General features: G+C 71.5%; 18 protein-coding genes. 8 read left to right on the forward strand and 10 right to left on the reverse strand.

Annotated features, from left to right (window positions below):
- The first annotated feature begins 51 nt into the window (after positions 1–51).
- From ACZ7PG_RS00950 to ACZ7PG_RS00965, 4 genes are all read left to right on the forward strand, one after another.
- Positions 52–1197, forward strand: a complete 1146-nt coding sequence (locus tag ACZ7PG_RS00950; RefSeq protein WP_470237019.1) for an acyl-CoA dehydrogenase family protein — start codon at positions 52–54, stop codon at positions 1195–1197.
- Positions 1194–1964, forward strand: a complete 771-nt coding sequence (locus ACZ7PG_RS00955; protein ID WP_470237020.1) for an SDR family oxidoreductase — start codon at positions 1194–1196, stop codon at positions 1962–1964. Before ACZ7PG_RS00950 ends, ACZ7PG_RS00955 begins: the two co-directional genes overlap by 4 nt.
- A gap of 8 nt (positions 1965–1972) precedes the next feature.
- A complete protein-coding gene (locus tag ACZ7PG_RS00960; RefSeq protein WP_470237021.1) occupies positions 1973–3127 on the forward strand; it encodes an acetyl-CoA C-acetyltransferase in 1155 nt (384 codons plus the stop codon).
- A gap of 265 nt (positions 3128–3392) precedes the next feature.
- Complete coding sequence (locus ACZ7PG_RS00965) at positions 3393–3695, forward strand: hypothetical protein (protein ID WP_470237022.1); 303 nt, start codon at positions 3393–3395, stop codon at positions 3693–3695.
- A 45-nt stretch (positions 3696–3740) separates the two neighbouring features.
- On the opposite strand, the gene fgd is transcribed toward ACZ7PG_RS00965, so the two are convergent.
- The 8 genes from fgd to ACZ7PG_RS01005 form a co-directional block, all read right to left on the reverse strand.
- Positions 3741–4745: a glucose-6-phosphate dehydrogenase (coenzyme-F420) gene (gene fgd / locus ACZ7PG_RS00970; protein WP_470238975.1), complete on the reverse strand. Its 1005-nt coding sequence runs from the start codon at positions 4743–4745 to the stop codon at positions 3741–3743.
- Between the two features lie 2 nt (positions 4746–4747).
- Positions 4748–5803: an NAD(P)H-dependent flavin oxidoreductase gene (locus ACZ7PG_RS00975; RefSeq protein ID WP_470237023.1), complete on the reverse strand. Its 1056-nt coding sequence runs from the start codon at positions 5801–5803 to the stop codon at positions 4748–4750.
- Entirely contained in the window at positions 5800–6531 is a 732-nt protein-coding gene (locus ACZ7PG_RS00980; RefSeq protein ID WP_470237024.1) for a CoA-transferase subunit beta, read from the reverse strand. Before ACZ7PG_RS00980 ends, ACZ7PG_RS00975 begins: the two co-directional genes overlap by 4 nt.
- On the reverse strand, positions 6528–7391 hold the full coding sequence (locus tag ACZ7PG_RS00985; protein ID WP_470237025.1) for a CoA transferase subunit A: 864 nt from the start codon (positions 7389–7391) through the stop codon (positions 6528–6530). Before ACZ7PG_RS00985 ends, ACZ7PG_RS00980 begins: the two co-directional genes overlap by 4 nt.
- On the reverse strand, positions 7381–8121 hold the full coding sequence (locus ACZ7PG_RS00990) for an enoyl-CoA hydratase family protein (protein WP_470237026.1): 741 nt from the start codon (positions 8119–8121) through the stop codon (positions 7381–7383). The genes ACZ7PG_RS00985 and ACZ7PG_RS00990 overlap by 11 nt, the downstream gene beginning before the upstream one ends.
- Positions 8121–8999 (reverse strand): SDR family oxidoreductase, encoded by an 879-nt coding sequence (locus ACZ7PG_RS00995; RefSeq protein ID WP_470237027.1) that lies wholly within the window; start codon positions 8997–8999, stop codon positions 8121–8123. The genes ACZ7PG_RS00990 and ACZ7PG_RS00995 overlap by 1 nt, the downstream gene beginning before the upstream one ends.
- The gene (locus ACZ7PG_RS01000) at positions 8996–9763 is read right to left on the reverse strand and encodes an SDR family oxidoreductase (RefSeq protein ID WP_470237028.1); all 768 of its coding nucleotides are present in this window, start codon (positions 9761–9763) and stop codon (positions 8996–8998) included. Before ACZ7PG_RS01000 ends, ACZ7PG_RS00995 begins: the two co-directional genes overlap by 4 nt.
- Positions 9764–10465: 702 nt before the next feature.
- On the reverse strand, positions 10466–10867 hold the full coding sequence (locus tag ACZ7PG_RS01005; RefSeq protein WP_470237029.1) for a winged helix-turn-helix transcriptional regulator: 402 nt from the start codon (positions 10865–10867) through the stop codon (positions 10466–10468).
- Between the two features lie 117 nt (positions 10868–10984).
- Between ACZ7PG_RS01005 and ACZ7PG_RS01010 the strand changes: the two genes are divergently transcribed.
- Both ACZ7PG_RS01010 and ACZ7PG_RS01015 read left to right on the forward strand, forming a co-directional pair.
- Positions 10985–11833, forward strand: a complete 849-nt coding sequence (locus ACZ7PG_RS01010; protein WP_470237030.1) for an SDR family oxidoreductase — start codon at positions 10985–10987, stop codon at positions 11831–11833.
- Positions 11834–11841: 8 nt separating this feature from the next.
- Positions 11842–12099 (forward strand): hypothetical protein, encoded by a 258-nt coding sequence (locus ACZ7PG_RS01015; RefSeq protein ID WP_470237031.1) that lies wholly within the window; start codon positions 11842–11844, stop codon positions 12097–12099.
- A gap of 4 nt (positions 12100–12103) precedes the next feature.
- On the opposite strand, the gene ACZ7PG_RS01020 is transcribed toward ACZ7PG_RS01015, so the two are convergent.
- Entirely contained in the window at positions 12104–13270 is a 1167-nt protein-coding gene (locus ACZ7PG_RS01020; RefSeq protein ID WP_470237032.1) for a PucR-like N-terminal domain-containing protein, read from the reverse strand.
- A 68-nt stretch (positions 13271–13338) separates the two neighbouring features.
- On the opposite strand from ACZ7PG_RS01020, the gene ACZ7PG_RS01025 reads away from it, so the two are divergent.
- Positions 13339–14004: a TetR/AcrR family transcriptional regulator gene (locus ACZ7PG_RS01025; protein ID WP_470237033.1), complete on the forward strand. Its 666-nt coding sequence runs from the start codon at positions 13339–13341 to the stop codon at positions 14002–14004.
- A 130-nt stretch (positions 14005–14134) separates the two neighbouring features.
- The gene (locus ACZ7PG_RS01030) at positions 14135–14779 is read left to right on the forward strand and encodes a cutinase family protein (protein ID WP_470237034.1); all 645 of its coding nucleotides are present in this window, start codon (positions 14135–14137) and stop codon (positions 14777–14779) included.
- Positions 14780–14783: 4 nt separating this feature from the next.
- Here ACZ7PG_RS01030 and ACZ7PG_RS01035 read toward each other — a convergent pair whose 3' ends face one another.
- Positions 14784–15992 (reverse strand): lipase family protein, encoded by a 1209-nt coding sequence (locus tag ACZ7PG_RS01035; RefSeq protein WP_470237035.1) that lies wholly within the window; start codon positions 15990–15992, stop codon positions 14784–14786.
- Positions 15993–15994 lie beyond the last annotated feature (2 nt).

The following is a 15994-nucleotide window of genomic DNA, read 5'->3' on the forward strand; positions in this document are numbered from 1 at the left end:
GTGTTCTCATTACCCTAGGTCCCGGACCGGCCCGGCAGCAAGGAGGCGAGCGTGGAACCGACGCGATTCCGCCGCGAGGTCGCGGGCTGGCTCGCGGACAACCTGACCGGCGAGTTCGCCGCGGTGCGCGGTCTCGGCGGGCCGGGACGCGAGCACGAGGCGTTCGACCTGCGCCTGGCCTGGGAACGGCACCTGGCCTCAGCCGGCTGGACGTGCGTCGGCTGGCCGGTCGAGCACGGCGGGCGCGGCCTGTCGCTCGACGAGCAGGTCGCCTTCCACGAGGAGTACGCGGCCTCGGGCGCGCCCGCGCGCGTCAACCACATCGGCGAGCAGCTGCTCGGCCCGACGCTCATCGCCTTCGGCACGCCCGAACAGCGAAAACGCTTCCTGCCCAGGATCGTCGCCGTCAAAGAGCTGTGGTGCCAGGGCTACTCCGAGCCCGGGGCCGGTTCCGACCTCGCCGCCGTCTCGACGTCGGCGGTGCTGAGCGACGGCGGCTGGGTGGTCAACGGGCAGAAGATCTGGACGTCGCTGGCCCACGTGGCCGACTGGTGCTTCGTCGTGGCCCGCACCGAACCGGGGTCGCAGCGCCACCACGGCCTGTCGTACCTCCTGGTGCCGCTGAACCAGGACGGCGTCACCGTGCGGCCGATCCAGCAGCTGACCGGCACGTCGGAGTTCAACGAAGTCTTCTTCGACGACGCCCGCACACCCGCCGAGCTGGTCGTCGGCGAGCCCGGCGACGGCTGGAAGATCGCCATGGCCACGCTCGGTTTCGAACGCGGCGTCTCGACGCTCGGCCAGCAGATCGGCTTCCGCCGCGAGCTCGACGACATCGTCGCCGAGGCGAAGCGCACCGGCACCTACGACGACCCGCTGCTGCGGACCGACCTCACGCGCGCCCGGATCGGCCTGCGGGTCCTGCGCGCGCACGCCCTGCGGACGCTCGGCCGGCCGGCCGGGCCGGAGGTCGCCGTCGGCAAGCTGCTCTGGGCGCAGTGGCACCGCGGGCTCGGCGAACTCGCGATGCGGGCCCGCGGCGCGCGGTCGCTGGTCGCCGGCGGTGCCGAACTGGACGACGCCCAGCGGCTGTACCTGTTCACCCGCGCCGACACGATCTACGGCGGTTCGGACGAGATCGAGCGGAACATCATCGCCGAGCGCGTGCTCGGCCTGCCCCGGGAGGCGCGACCGTGATCCCCGAGTACCCACCCGGCCACGACCTGCTGTCCGGCAAGGTCGTCGTGGTCACCGCCGCGGCCGGCACCGGCATCGGCTCGGCTGTCGCTCGCCGGTGCCTCGAGGAGGGCGCGAGTGTCGTCATCTCCGACTGGCACGAACGGCGCCTCGGTGAGAAGGCCGCCGAGCTGGCCGAACTCGGGAAGGTGCACGCGCTCCCCTGCGACGTCACGAAGGAAGAGCAGGTCCAGGCGCTGATCGACGGCGCGGTGGACCACTTCGGCCGCCTCGACGTGCTGGTCAACAACGCCGGGCTGGGCGGCACGAAGTCCGTGCTCGACATGGCCGACGAAGAGTGGTCGCGCGTCCTGGACATCACGCTCACCGGGACTTTCCGGTGCACCCGGGCCGCGCTCAAGCAGTTCGTCGCCCAGGGCGGCGGCGGGACGATCGTCAACAACGCGTCGGTGATCGGCTGGCGCGCCCAAGCCGGGCAGGCGCACTACGCCGCCGCGAAAGCCGGCGTGATGGCCCTGACCCGGTGTTCGGCTCTCGACGCCGCCGAGCACGGCGTCCGGATCAACGCCGTCGCGCCGAGCCTGGCCATGCATCCCTTCCTCGCCAAGGTGACCAGCGACGAACTCCTGGAAGACCTCACGAAACGGGAGGCGTTCGGCCGCGCCGCCGAGCCGTGGGAGGTCGCCAACGTCATGGTCTTCCTCGCCAGCGACTACGCGAGCTACCTCACCGGCGAAGTCGTCTCCGTCTCCAGCCAGCACCCCTAGGAGCTCCCGTGCCCGAAGCCTTCCTCCTCGACGCGGTCCGCACGCCCGTGGGCCGGCGCGGCGGCGCGCTGTCCGGGTGGCACTCCGCCGACCTCGGCGCGCACGTCATCAAGGCGGTCGTCGAGCGCGCGGGTGTCGACCCGGACCTCGTCGACGACGTCATCCTCGGCTGCACGGACACCCTGGGCCCGCAGTCGGGCAACATCGCGCGCACGGCGTGGCTCGCGGCCGGGTTCCCGGACCACGTGCCCGGCGTGACGATCGACCGGCAGTGCGGGTCGAGCCAGCAGGCGGTGCACTTCGCCGCGCAGGCCGTGCTGTCCGGCACGCAGGACCTCGTGCTGGCCGGCGGCGTGCAGAACATGAGCCGCATCCCGATCAGCGCGGCGATGCTGGCCGGGCGCGAGTACGGCTTCGACGACCCGTTCTCCGGTTCGAAGGGCTGGCAGGAGCGCTACGGGAGTATCGAGGTGTCGCAGTTCCGCAGCGCCGACATGATCGCGGCGCACTGGGACATCACGCGCGAGGCGATGGAGGAGTACGCGTTCCGCAGCCACCAGCGGGCTCTCGCGGCCATCGACTCCGGACGGTTCGACGCGGAGATCACGCCGGTGGACGGCTTCAAGCAGGACGAAGGCCCGCGCCGGGACACGTCGTTGGAGCGCATGCGCGGGCTCAAGCCGTTGGCTCCGGAGTCCCGCTTGACGGCGGCGGTGGCCAGCCAGATCTCCGACGGCGCGAGTGCGGCACTCGTCGCGTCGGAAGCGTTCGTGAAGGAGCACAACCTGACGCCGCGAGCCCGCATCCACCACCTGTCGGTCCGCGCGGCGGACCCGGTGTGGATGCTGACCGGCCCGATCCCGGCGACGTCCCACGCGCTCCGGAAGACGGGGCTCGCGATCGAGGACATCGACCTGTTCGAGGTCAACGAGGCGTTCGCGAGCGTGGTGCTGGCGTGGCTGGACGAAACGGGCGCGGACCCCTCGCGGGTGAACGTCAACGGCGGCGGCATCGCCCTCGGTCACCCCATCGGGGCGACGGGGACGAAGCTCCTCGCGACGCTCCTGCACGAACTGGAGCGCCGCGAGGGTCGTTACGGGCTGCAGACCATGTGCGAAGGCGGCGGCACCGCCAACGTCACCATCATCGAACGCCTTTCCTGAGCGGACCACAGCGAAGTCGGCTTGCGCGCGACCGTCGTGGTGCGGCCCGGTTCCGACGGGGCCGCGCTGCTCGCCTCGGTCCGGCAGCGGCCTGGCCGGCTACATCGGCGGACTGCGGCTCGGCGGCGACGTCCTTTCCTGAGCCGTCCGGATGCGGTCAGTGGCCGCGGTTGACCGTGTTCCCGATGGGAGAAGTGGATCTACGGTCGAGCCGAATCCGACGATGCGCGGCGCCCGCGGTGCCGTGCGACCAGGGGAGAACTCGATGAATCGCATCGGCATGCTGGGTGTCACCGCGCTCTTCGGCGCGTCGTTGTTCGCGCTCGGCACGGGGACGGCGTCCGCCGATCCCTACGACTGCACGGTCACGCATCCCGCCGCGAAGAGCGCGGCGGCCGTGTGCACCAACGGCACCGGCGAGTACCGCGCCTGGACCCACTGCGCCTCCACGTGGGCCATCGACTACGACCGCACGGGCCCGTGGGTCCGCGTCGGGAAGACCAGCACGGCCGTCTGCAACGTCTACAAGGGCGACCGGGCGGTGAAGTCCACCGTCGAGGTGCACTGAGCCGTGATCGCCCGGCCGGCGGCGCCGGCCGGGCGACCCTCGGGCTCAGCCCAAAGCGCGCAGCTTCGGCAGCACGTCCTCGGAGAACTGGGTCAGGAAGCGCTCCTGGTCGTGGCCCGGGCCGTGGAAGACCAGGTGGTTCAGGCCCGCGTCCAGGTACGGCTTGATCTGCGCCACGGCCTCGTCCGGGTCCGACGCCACGATCCAGCGCTTGGCGACCTGCTCGATCGGCAGCTCGTCGGCCAGCCGCTCCATCTCGTCGGCCGAGGTGACGCTGTGCTTCTGCTCGGCCGACAGCGACAGCGGCGCCCAGAAGCGGGTGTTTTCCAGCGCCTTCTCGTGGTCGCGGTCGTACGACAGCTTGATCTCGATGGTCCGGTCGACGTCGTCGGTGTTCTTCTCCGCCGCCTTCGCGCCCTCGACCACCGCGGGCATCAGCTTCTCCGTGTAGAGGTCCATGCCCTTGCCCGAGGTGCAGATGAACCCGTCACCCGAGCGGCCCGCGTACTTGGCCACCACCGGGCCGCCCGCGGCGATGTACACCGGCACCGGCTGCTCCGGGCGGTCGTAGATGCGCGCGTCGACGAGCTTGTAGTACTCGCCGTCGAAGTTCACGTTGTCGCTGGTCCACAGCTCGCGCATCAGCTTGACCGACTCGCGCAGCCGGGCGAAGCGCTCCTTGAACTCCGGCCATTCGCGCCCGGACACGGCGATCTCGTTCAGCGCCTCGCCGGTCCCGACGCCGAGGATCACGCGGCCGCCGGACAGCAGTGACATCGTGGCGAACGCCTGCGCGATCACCGCCGGGTTGTACCGGAACGTCGGGGTCAGCACGCTCGTGCCGATCTGGACCCGCTTGGTGCGCTCGGCGACCGCCGGCATCCAGGCCAGCGCCCAGGGGGCGTGCCCGCCTTCGTGCCGCCAGGGCAGGAAGTGGTCGGACACCCAGACCGAGTCGAGGCCGACCTCTTCGGCACGCACCGCGTACTCGACCAGGTCCCGCGGTCCGAACTGCTCCGCCGACGCCTTGTAACCGACCTTGAGCGCCACGCTCATCCTCCCGTTTCCCGGCCGAGACGGCGAAGGATTTCACCTGCCTCGGCCACTGTGCCCCCGACGATCTCGGCCACCGTGGGCAGGTCGTGGATCATGCCCACCACCTGTCCCGACGCTAGCACTCCCGCGTCCGTCCGGCCTTCGACCAGCCCCGCCCGCAACAGCATCGGGGTGTTGGCCGCCATGACCAGCTGACTCCAGGTCAGATCATTGCCGTGCTTCATCGCGAAGCCTTCTTTGACCATCGCAACCGGGGACAGTCCGGTGATATTCCGGAAGCGGAGTGCATTTCTGGCGGCCTGGGCGAGCCCGCGGAGCCGGCCGGTGTGCTCGAGCTTCTCGACGAGGTCGGTGCGCAGCACGCGGTGTGGCAGGCCGTCGACGCGCCGGGTGACGACCGTCCCGGTGAGACCCTGCTCGAGGTAGACGCGCTTGACGTCGTCGGGGACCGTGCTCTCCTCGCTCAGCAGGAACCGGGTGCCCATCGCCACGCCCGCCGCGCCGTAGGACAGCGCCGCGGCGAGCCCGCGTCCGTCGAAGAACCCGCCGGCGGCGACGACCGGGATGTCGACGGCGTCCAGCACGGACGGCAGCAGCAGCGTGGTCGCCACTCCCCCGGTGTGCCCGCCGCCTTCGCCGCCCTGGACGATGACGGCGTCCGCGCCCCAGGCCGCGACCTTCTCGGCGTGGCGGGCGGCGCCGATGGACGGGATGACGACGATCCCGTGGTCCCGCAGCTTCGCGATCATCTCCTGACGCGGCGCGAGCGCGAACGACGCCACCTTGACGCCCTCGCGGATCAGCAGGTCGACGCGGTCGCCGGCGTCGGCCGCGTCGGCGCGCAGGTTGACGCCGAACGGTTTCTCCGTGCGCTTCTTGACCTCCTCGATCGCCGCTTCCAGTTCGAGGTAGGTCATCGTGGCCGACGCCAGGATGCCGAGCGCGCCCGCCTCGGCCGTCGCCGAGACGAGCCGCGGCCCGGCGACCCAGCCCATCCCGGTCTGCACGACCGGGTGCTCGACTCCCACCAGCTCGGTAAGCGCGGTCTTCACGCCGGGACTTCCTTGTCGCGCAGGCTCTTCGGGTCGACGACCTCGCGGATGAGCCGCAGCTCTTCGTCCGTGGGCTCGCGGCTGGTGACCGCGCTGCCGAAGTCGATTTCGAACGTCGTCGCCGCCGCGACCTCGTCCCGGGTGACGCCGGGGTGCAGCGACACCGCCCGCATCGAGTGGTCGGGCGTGGCGAAGTCGAACACGCCGAGGTTGGTGACGACCCGGTGGACGTCGTGGAACTTCTCGGCGGACGGACCCGCCTTGGCCGCGTTGTCGTAGCCCACGCCCGAAACGACGTCCACGGTGTCCACGAAAACCCGGGCGCTGTGCCGGGGAACCCAGTAGCTGGTGCGGTGGTTGACGGTGTTGCCCGGCGCGCCGCGCACGCCGAGCAGCTGCTTCTTCGGTCGCGCGTGGTCACCGATGGCGGAGATGTTCTGGTTGCCGTACCGGTCGACCTGGTTGGCGCCCATGACGACGTGCCGGCGTCCGTGCGGGACGATCGTGTCGAGCATCTTCCGGAACGGCTGCCAGCCTTCGACGACGCCGTCGGTGGTGACCAGGTACGCCTCGCCGTCGGACATCAGCAGGTCGGGTTCGAACGTCAGCCGCGCGAGCTTCGCGCCGAGCTGCGGGACCAGGCCCATCGGGCTGACGACGATCTCGCCGTCGCCGCGGAACAGCTCGGCCACCGCCACGACGGCGATCTCGGCCCGGGTCGCGCTCATGCCGCCTCCGCCTCGAACTTGTCCACTTCGGACAGATACCGCTCGTCTCCACCGGAGAGGAACCGGTCCACGAACCCCGGCCACGCATCGAGGTCCTTCGCGCAGGACGCGTAGTGGCGCTGGAACCGTTCGTCGCGGCCGTAGTCCGGCACGGCCGTCGTGAAGTGCGCGCCGCGCGGCGCCTCGACGACGCCGTCGACCGCGCCCCGGTTGAGCAGCAGCGACTGCACCGGCCCGCCCGCCATCAGCTCGGGCGTGTCGACGACTTTCTCCACCGAAACGAACCGTTTCTCGGCGGCCAGGCAGAACAGGTCGTCGAAGTAGGGGTCCGGGCCCAGGTACTGGGCGTTGCCGCGGGCGTCGGCGCGGTTGAGGTGCACCAGCGCGACGTCGAGGTGCTGCGCCGGCACCGCGACCAGCTCCTCGCCGTCGGCGTACGGCGAGCGCACGGTGCGCAGGTCCGGGTTGGCGCGCATCACCTCCGAGCCGAGCCCGGCCCGCATCGGCAGGAACGGAAGCCGTTGCGCCGCCGCGGAAAGCGCGGCGCCGAACATGCCTTCGTCGTACTCGGTGACGGCGATCGCGCCGGTCTCGCGGGCGCGGCCGAACCACGGGTCGAACGGGATCGAGTCGAGCGTGACGAACCCGAACACCACCCGCTTCACCTTGCCGGCCGCGCAGAGCAGGCCGACGTCGGGACCGCCGTAGGAGACCACGGTCAGGTCCTTCACGGGCGTGCGGAGGATCGCGCGGACCAGCGCCATCGGCTTGCGCCGGGAGCCCCAGCCGCCGATGCCGAGCGTCATGCCGTCGCGGAGCTCCGCCGCGACGTCGTCGGCGGTCGTGCGCTTATCGGCCATTCAAGAACTCCTCGCGGGCTTCGTCGGACGCGCCGAGCAGGTTGAGCTCGAAGGTGAAGCCCTGCTCGAACCGGTAGCTGCGGTGCACCTGCTGGGTGTCGATGCCGTTCAGGGCCTCTTTCGCGGCCCGGATCACCCGCGGGTCCTTCTTCGCGATGTCGCGGGCGATGGCCAGCGCGGCGTCGTCGAGCTCCGCGCGCGGCACGACCTGGTAGACCGAGCCGTGGGTGTGCAGCTCGGCGGCGGTGATGGTGCGCGCGGTGAAGTAGAGGGTGCGCATGAGGTGCTGCGGGACCAGCCGGGCGAGGTGGGTCGCCGCGCCGAGTGCGCCGCGTTCGACCTCCGGGACGCCGAAGGTGGCGTCGTCGGAGGCGATGACGACGTCGGCGTTGCCGGCCAGCCCGATGCCGCCGCCGAGGCAGAAGCCGTGCACCGCGGCGACGACCGGCACCGCGCAGTCGTAGACGGCGCCGAAAGCCGCGTAGCAGCCCTTGTTCGCGCCGACGAGCGCGTCGTAGCCGGCGCTGCGCTGGATCTCCTTGATGTCGACGCCGGCGTTGAAGCCGCGGCCTTCCGCGCGGAGCACGACGACGTGGACGTCCGGGTCCTTCCCGGCCTTCAGGATGGCCTCGGCGAGGTCGAACCAACCCTGCACGGGCAGCGCGTTGACCGGCGGGAAGTCGACCGTGACGACCTCGACGTGGCCGTCGCGCTTGGTGAGGATGCCCATCAGCTCGCTCCGTAGACGGGTTCGGGCTCGGGCGCGCGCTCGAGCAGGTCCTTCACCACCGGGCCGAGTTCGGCCGGGTCCCAGCGCTCGCCCTTGTCCACGGCCGGGCCGTGGCGCCACGCCTGGGCGAGGGACACCTTCCCGCCCTCGACCTCGAAGACGCGGCCGGTGACGTGCGCGGACTCCTCACTGCCCAGCCAGACCACCAGCGGCGAGACGTTCTCCGGCGCCATCGCGTCGAACCCGTCGTCCGGACGCGCCATCGACGCGAACACCGCCTCGGTCATCCGGGTCCGCGCGGCCGGCGCGATCGCGTTCACCGTCACCCCGTAGCGCGCCAGCTCGGCCGCCGCCACGACGGTCAGGCCGGCGATCCCCGCCTTCGCCGCGGAATAGTTGCCCTGGCCGACACTGCCCAGCAACCCAGCACCGGAGCTCGTGTTGATGACGCGCGCGCTCGGGGTGCGCCCGGCTTTCGCCTCGGCCCGCCAATGGTCCGCGGCGTGCCGCAGGGGCGCGAAATGTCCCTTCAGGTGGACGCGCACGACCGCGTCCCACTCGTCTTCGCCGAGGTTGACCAGCATCCGGTCGCGGACGAACCCGGCGTTGTTGACCAGCACGTCCAGGCGGCCGAAGGTCTCCAGCGCCGTGGCGATCAGCTGTTCCGCCCCGGCCCAGTCGGCGATGTCGGAGGTGTTCGCGACGGCTTTCCCGCCCAGCGCTTCGATCTCGGCGACAACTCCGGCGGTCGCGTCCGCGTCGACGTCGTTCACCACCACGGGCGCGCCCTCGGCGGCGAAGGCGAGCGCGTGGGCCCGCCCGATGCCGCGGCCGGCGCCGGTCACCACGACCACCCGGTCCTGGCACAACCTGCTCACGAATCCTCCCGTTGGTTGACGTCGGCCGCGGCGAGGAACGCCGGGACCTCACCGCCGCCGTGGACGCGCAGGGTCGCGCCGGAGACGTAGGAAGCCAGGCCCGAGGCCAGGAACGCGGCGCACGCACCCACTTCCTCCGGCTCGGCGAGCCGGCCGAGCGGGACGGTCTTGCCGACCGCTTCGATGGCGGCTTCGCTGCCGTAGTGCAGGTGGGCCTGCTCGGTGCGCACCATGCCGACGTCGAGCGCGTTGACCCGCACCCGGGGCGCCCACTCGACGGCGAGGCTGGCGGTGAGGTTGTCGAGCCCGGCCTTCGCGGCACCGTAAGCGGCGGTGCCGGGCGAGGCGCGGGTGCCGCTGACGCTGGAGATCATCACGATGGAGCCGCCGCCGTCCTGGCGCTGCATGACGGCGTTGGCTCGTTGCGAGACCAGGAGCGGGGCCAGCAGGTTGAGCTGGACGATCTTGTCGTGCAGCCGCGGCGACGCGTCGGCCGCCGGTGCGAAGGGGGCGCCGCCGGCGTTGTTGACGACGACGTCGAGGCGGCCGTGCTTTTCGACGATGCCGTCGATGAGTGCGGTGACCTGGGCTTCGTCACGGACGTCGCACTGGACGAAGTCGGCGTTCGTGGGTGCCTCGTGGCGCGCGCAGACGACGACGTAGGCGCCGTGGGCGAGGAACACGTCGGCGATGCCCTTGCCCACGCCGCGGACGCCGCCGGTCACCAGCACCACGGTGCCCGTCAGGCCGAGATCGGTCTTCACGCGTCCAAAACTAGAACACGTTCCAACTTTGGGCAAGGACGGTGAGGCTGGGATCATGAGCGCGTGAACTCGCTGCGCGGCGACGGCCTCACCGGCTTCCTCCCTCCGCCGATGCCCGACGCGGCCTGGGTGCTCAACGCGATGTACGAGTAAGGGCCGTCGGACACGACTCATCACGAACACCACCAGGCACGCCTGGCAGACAGCGGCGTCCGACCGCTGGTCGCGGGCATCGACCTCGAAGCCGTGACGATCACTTCGGGCGGCGGGCCGGGCCAGGCCGAACACCCGGATCCCGGCTGGCGGCGGCCGCGCTGTGCGGAACGCACCGGCGATCCCGCTGTTCCGGAGGGACTGCTGCTCGGCCACCGAAGTTCCCCTCGGCCAGGAGAGACGGCAGCCGGCCGCTCGACATCATCCCGCCCACCGAGGGAAGCCCGACCAGGCAACGTGGACACGACTGACCGGCGTCCTCGACGAACACGGTCCCGCCGATCCGGCAACCCCGTGCCTGGCCCGCTTCAGCTCGGCGATGCTCGGGTTCCACGCCCCCGAGAAACTCGTCGGACGCGACCGAGGACCGCTCGTGGTGCCTGGGCACCGACTACGACCTGTGGGGCACCAAGGTCGCCGGCCCGCCGGCACTGATCGAGGCGCTGCTGACCGACGCCGAGATCGAAGCGCTCCGGCTGCCCTGAGGAGTCAGTCCCGCTTCGCGGCGTCGTACCTCGTGTTGGCTTCCATGACCTCGGGCATCTGACCCTCGACGTCCTGGATGAGGGCCAGCAGCAGGGCCGCTGTGCGGCGGCCGCGCGATGTCAGGCTGTACTCGACCTTCGGGGGGATCGTCGGCTGGGCTTCGCGGTGCACGAAACCGTCGCGCTCGAGGGCCTGCAGGGTCTGGGCGAGCATCTTCTCACTCACTCCGGACACGCGGCGGCGCAGGGCGTTGAACCGGAGCGTGCCGTCGTCGAGCGCGACCATCGCCAGGATCCCCCACCGGCCGGTGACGTGCTCGAGCGTCGCCCGGGACGTGCACGCCTGCGCGAACACGTCGAAGACCACCTGCCCGTGCTCGTCCAGCCACTCCGGCGCCTCGCTCATGCCGTCAACGGTACCTCGCCGATCGCGGAAACCCAGGTGAGGATGCTCACCAAGAGTTTGCACTTTCTCAAAGTTAGTACACTCTGTCGGTAAGCAGTCCAGAGCGAGGAGAAGCAGATGATCGTCGTCACCGGTGCCACGGGCCAGCTCGGCCGCCTGGTCGTGGAAGGCCTGCTGAAGAAGGGCGCCGACGTCGTCGCGGCCGTGCGCGACCCGGAGAAGGCCGCGGAGTTCGCCGCGCGGGGTGTCCAGGTGCGGCGCGCCGACTACGACGACCCCGCGAGCCTCGCCACGGCGTTCGCGGGCGCGGACAAGGTGCTGCTGATCTCGAGCAGCACGCCCGGGGGACGGCTCGCCCAGCACGAAGCCGTCGTGACGGCCGCCCGCGAGGCCGGGGTCGGCCACCTCGCCTACACGAGCGTCCTGGCCGCCGACACGACGAAGCTGTCGCTCGCGCCGGACCACAAGGCCACCGAGGAGCTCATCCGCGCGTCGGGCGTGCCGTTCACGTTCCTGCGCAACGGCTGGTACACCGAGAACTACGCGCAGACGATCGCCCAGGCGCTCGCCGTCGGGTCGTTCGCCGGTGCGGCGGGCGAAGGGCGGCTGGGCGCGGTCCCGCGCATCGACTTCGCGGAAGCGGCCGTCGAGGTCCTGACCGGCGAAGGCCACGAAGGCCGGGTTTACGAGCTGGCCGGCGACGAGCCGTTCACCTACGCCGACCTCGCCGCCGCCGTCACGGCCGCGTCCGGGACGCCGGTCACCTACCAGGACCTGCCGGTCGAGCAGTACCGGAAGGTCCTCGTCGGCGCCGGCCTGCCCGAGCCGGTCGCGGCCATGCTGGCCGACGCCGACCGCGGCATCGCCGACGGCGAGCTGGCCTCGACGTCCGGCGACCTGAGCCGCCTCATCGGCCGCCCGACGACGTCCTTGGCCGAAGCCGTCATCCCGCTGGTCAAGAACTGAGGTGACGGTTGTCCGCCGGGACTCCCCAGGCTGTGCCGGGCGGAGCCGCTGACCGCGCACGAGACCTGTTCCGGGCGGCCGGCGCCTCGGCCCGGTCCCCGCTGCAGGTCGCGATGGCCGAGCGGTACCTGGTGCTGTGCGCCATCAGCCTCGGCCGGCCGGAGGCGGGGCTGGTCGCGTGGCGGCTGCTCACCCGGTCCCGGACCGACCCGGTCCGGGCCGCTGTCGGTGTCCTGGAACGCCGTGCTCGCGCCCGGCCGACCTGACCGGTCACGTGCCGCGGGCGCGCAGGGCCGAGGCGCGCAACGCGGCCTGCATCGCGAAGCGCGCCTCGGGATCGTCCAGACGCTCCCCGAAAGCCTGCTTCAGCTGACGCACGCGGTACCGGACCGTCTGCGGGTGCACCGACAGGTCCACCGCGATCTTCTCCGAATTGCCGCCGTTCTCCAGCCACGACAGCAAAGTCTCACCGAGGCGACGCCGCGTGCGGTCCGGGAACTGCGTCAGCGGGGCCAGTTCCTGCCGGGCCACCTGGTCGGCCAGTGGCGAGTCGCAGAGCAGCCACAGCGTCGTCAGGTGCTCCGCGCACCACGTCACCGGGGCGTCCGGCAACGCGCCGTCGAGCACCAGCCGCAACGTCGTCCGGGCCCAGCGCAGGGAATGCGCCGACTCCGCCGGGGCGACGAGCGGGCCGACCGCGGCCCGGACGCCGAGGGAAGCGAGGAACCGCGGGTCGACCGGCGCGGGCACCAGCAGGTACGGCCGCGGCGGTTCGAGGTCCGCCAGGACGTCGAGGTCCCAGCACGGCGCGACCGCGGACTCCAGCACCACCGCCGCGACCTCGCCGGGCACCGGCCAGCCGGCGGCCACCGCCAGTTCGGCGAGGACGGCGTCCGTCACCGGCACCGGGCCGGTCACCAGCCGCAGCAGGCGACGGCGCAGGCCCGCCCGCGTGCCGTCGAGCTCCGCCTGCGCCTCGCGGTGCCCGCGGATCGACATCCGCGCCAGCTCGTCCGCGTAGCCGAACAGCATCTCCGCGAGGCGCGCCATCACCGCCGACGACAGCCGGTGGCGGCGGCCCAGCCGCATGATCCAGCGCCAGCCCGCGCGCGTGCCGATGCGGTACGCCACCTGGAGGTCGTCGAGCGTCCGGCCCTCGTACGCCTCGCCCGCGCCGAGGCGGCGGCACGTCTCGTACAGCCGATCCCTTGGTGCGAGCGGATCCTCGACCAGATCGACGAAGAGCGCCACCGCGCACTCGACGCCGTGGCGGGTGACGCGGCCGTGCCGGGCGTACACCGGGACCTCGCGCCACACCTCCCGGACGATCCAGTCCACCAGCGCCGGCAGGGCCGGGCGCATCAGGGCGGCCAGTTCCGTGCGCCCGAACACCTCTCCCGTCACCGGGACTTGCTGCCGAGCTTCGTCGCCGGACACCAGGTTCCCTCCCGGGGCGGGTGAGCTTTACCCGACGGTAAAGCAGCGGGACCGTACAGTACACCTCCATGAGCCGGCCGCGTTCCCCTGATCGATCCAGCACCCGCCGGAGCCCGGCCGCCCGGCCCACCGACGACGAACTGCTCGACGCCGCCCGCGCGGTGTTCGCCGAACGCGGGTACGCCCAGGCCACCATGGGCCTGATCGCCGAGCGCGCGGACTCCACCAAACCGACGCTCTACGCGCATTTCGGCGACAAAGCGGCCCTTTTCCGCGCCACCGTGACGCGGGAGGTCGCCGCGGTGCGCACCTGGGTGCTCACCGCCTACGAAACGGCGGACACCAGCCCCCTCGAAGAACGCGTCCGGCTCGCCGTGATGGCCATGTTCAGCTACGCGAGCGCCCACCCGGCCGGCTTCCGGATGCTGTTCGACTCCGCCGTCGACGAGATGTCCAACGAGCGCCGCGCCTTGGCCGACACCGTCACCACGCACGTGGTCGACCGGATCCGCGAACACCTGCTCGCCCACGGCCGCACGCCGGGTCCCGGCGCCGACCTGCTCGCCGCGATGATGGTGGGCCTGGTCGGCCGCGCCGCGATGCACGTCTCCCACTCCCCCGGCGTCGACCCGATCGCGGCCGGCGAGCTGGCCACCGGGTTCGTCATGGCCGCCCTGCGCGGTCTCGACCCCGCCCTGCTGGACCACATCGACGCCGGGCAGTGCGCCACCTGAGCGTCCACATCGGACCGATTGTCACCGGCGAAACAACAATTCCCGTCTGATCGACCACCCTCTTGCCTTTGCCCGCATTTCGAGAAAGCGTTTGCGGACATTCCGTTTCCCAGCAGAGGTGGGATCAGCCATGAATCGCCTGCTTTCTTCCGCCGTCACGATCAGCCTCGCCGCCGCCGGGCTCGCCGTCGCCACCGCACCGGTCGCGTCGGCGGCGCCGTGCACCGACGTCGACGTGCCGGTCGCCCGCGGCACGTTCGAGCCGGGCACGTTGGGCCTCATCGTCGGCGACCCCGTCTACCAGGCCGTGCAAAACGCCCTGCGGCCTCGGACGCTCAGCGGCTACCGCGTCGACTACCCGGCCGACCTGGGCGAGCCCGCGTCGGTCCAGAAGGGCAACACCGACCTGGTCAACCACGTCAAAACGCAGGCCGCGGCCTGTCCTCAGCAGCGGTTCGTGCTGGTCGGCTACTCCCAGGGCGCCAACGTCGTGGACAACTCGATCGGCGTCAGCAGCGACGGCGCGGTCGTCGGCGGCCCGATCGTCGCGACCGTCCCGGCGGAGCTGGCCCCGCGGGTCGCGGCGGTGCTGCTGTTCGGCAACCCGATCCGCGCGCTCGGCCGTCAGGTGACCGGCACTTACCAGAGCCGCACCAAGGACTACTGCGCCGACGGCGACCCGGTCTGCCAGCCGGGCGGCGCGAACTTCCTGGCCCACTTGAGCTATGGCGGCGACGCCTCCGACGCCGCCGCCTTCGCCGCGGGCAAGTTCTGACACCTCAGCAGTTGGACGGGGCCTGCTCACCGGCGAACCGCTTGACGATCCACTGGTGGGCATCCCCGTTCCCGGCGAGGATTCCCGTGGCGTGGTCCGAGATGTAGGTCTGCCACTGTTCCCGGACCCCGGCGGCGCAATACGTCCGGTGCAGGGTTTCCGCCTGCGGGGTGTTGACGATCTCGTCGGTGCTCGCGTGGTACTGGAACACCGGCACCCGCGGCGGGTTGGCGCCCAGCTTGTTCTGCGCCAGCCGCGCCTGCCACTGCGGCGTGCCCAGCGGGTTCGTCGTCGTGTAGTCGCTGATCTTCTTGAACGAATAGTTCAGCAGCAGTTCCGCGACGCACGCGTTCTTCTTGGCGTCGCCCAGTTGCTGCCGTCCGGTGTCGTTGAGGAACGAGTCGAGCTTCAGGTCCGGGTACGCGGCGTCGAGGCCGACCGCGGCGAACGCGAGGAACCCGAAACCGATGTAGCCGTCGAGCCCCTTGGCGACCTCGGTCAGGTCGGCCGGCACCCCGCCCGCGACGACGCCCACCACGTTCAGCTCCGGCGCGTAGGTGGGCTGCTTCTCCCCCGCCCACATCGATCCGCCGCCACCTTGGGAGTACCCCTGGAAGATCACCTTCGCCGATTTCGCCAGGCGAGCCGACGGCAGGTTCTGCGCCGCCCGCACCGAGTCGATGACGGCGGGTCCCATGGACTGCCCGGTGATGTACGTCGGCACGGTCGTCGGCGAGTAGCCCTCGTAATCGGTCACCGCTACCGCGTAGCCGCTGGACAGCGAGTCGTTGATGGCGGGCTGGTCGTAGAGCGTGCCCCGCTCCATCGCCTTGGACGCCGTGCACTTGAACGCCGGGCCCTGCGTCCCGACGGCGTAACCCACGATCGGCGCGGTGGCCGGGTCCTTGCCCTTCGGCACCAGGATCGTCCCGGTCACCGCGTCCGGCCGGCCCTGGGCGTTGGTCGAGAGGTACATGACCTGCCAGGCGTCGGCGTTGGCGGCGTTCAGCAGCGGCACCGACGGGCGCCAGCGCAGGACGTCACCGGGCTTCCCGGCCGGCAGCGGCGACGGCGGCGTGTAGAACGAGTCGTCGAACGGGCCGGGCAGGATCGGCGCGGCGCCGGCGGGCGGGCTCGCGGCCACGACGCCGAGCGCCGCGAGGGAGATGCCCAGGAGCGCGGACACCCAACGTCGCAAAGGGACGGACTTCACCA

The organism is Amycolatopsis sp. NPDC114504, from assembly GCF_055633595.1.

Coding starts and splice junctions, on each gene's coding strand:
- ACZ7PG_RS00965 (WP_470237022.1), top strand. CDS start 3,393: ATGAATCGCATCGGCATGCTGGGTGTCACCGCGCTCTTCGGCGCGTCG.
- ACZ7PG_RS00980 (WP_470237024.1), bottom strand. CDS start 6,531: ATGAGCGCGACCCGGGCCGAGATCGCCGTCGTGGCGGTGGCCGAGCTG.
- ACZ7PG_RS00985 (WP_470237025.1), bottom strand. CDS start 7,391: ATGGCCGATAAGCGCACGACCGCCGACGACGTCGCGGCGGAGCTCCGC.
- ACZ7PG_RS00990 (WP_470237026.1), bottom strand. CDS start 8,121: ATGGGCATCCTCACCAAGCGCGACGGCCACGTCGAGGTCGTCACGGTC.
- ACZ7PG_RS01005 (WP_470237029.1), bottom strand. CDS start 10,867: ATGAGCGAGGCGCCGGAGTGGCTGGACGAGCACGGGCAGGTGGTCTTC.
- ACZ7PG_RS01010 (WP_470237030.1), top strand. CDS start 10,985: ATGATCGTCGTCACCGGTGCCACGGGCCAGCTCGGCCGCCTGGTCGTG.
- ACZ7PG_RS01025 (WP_470237033.1), top strand. CDS start 13,339: ATGAGCCGGCCGCGTTCCCCTGATCGATCCAGCACCCGCCGGAGCCCG.
- ACZ7PG_RS01030 (WP_470237034.1), top strand. CDS start 14,135: ATGAATCGCCTGCTTTCTTCCGCCGTCACGATCAGCCTCGCCGCCGCC.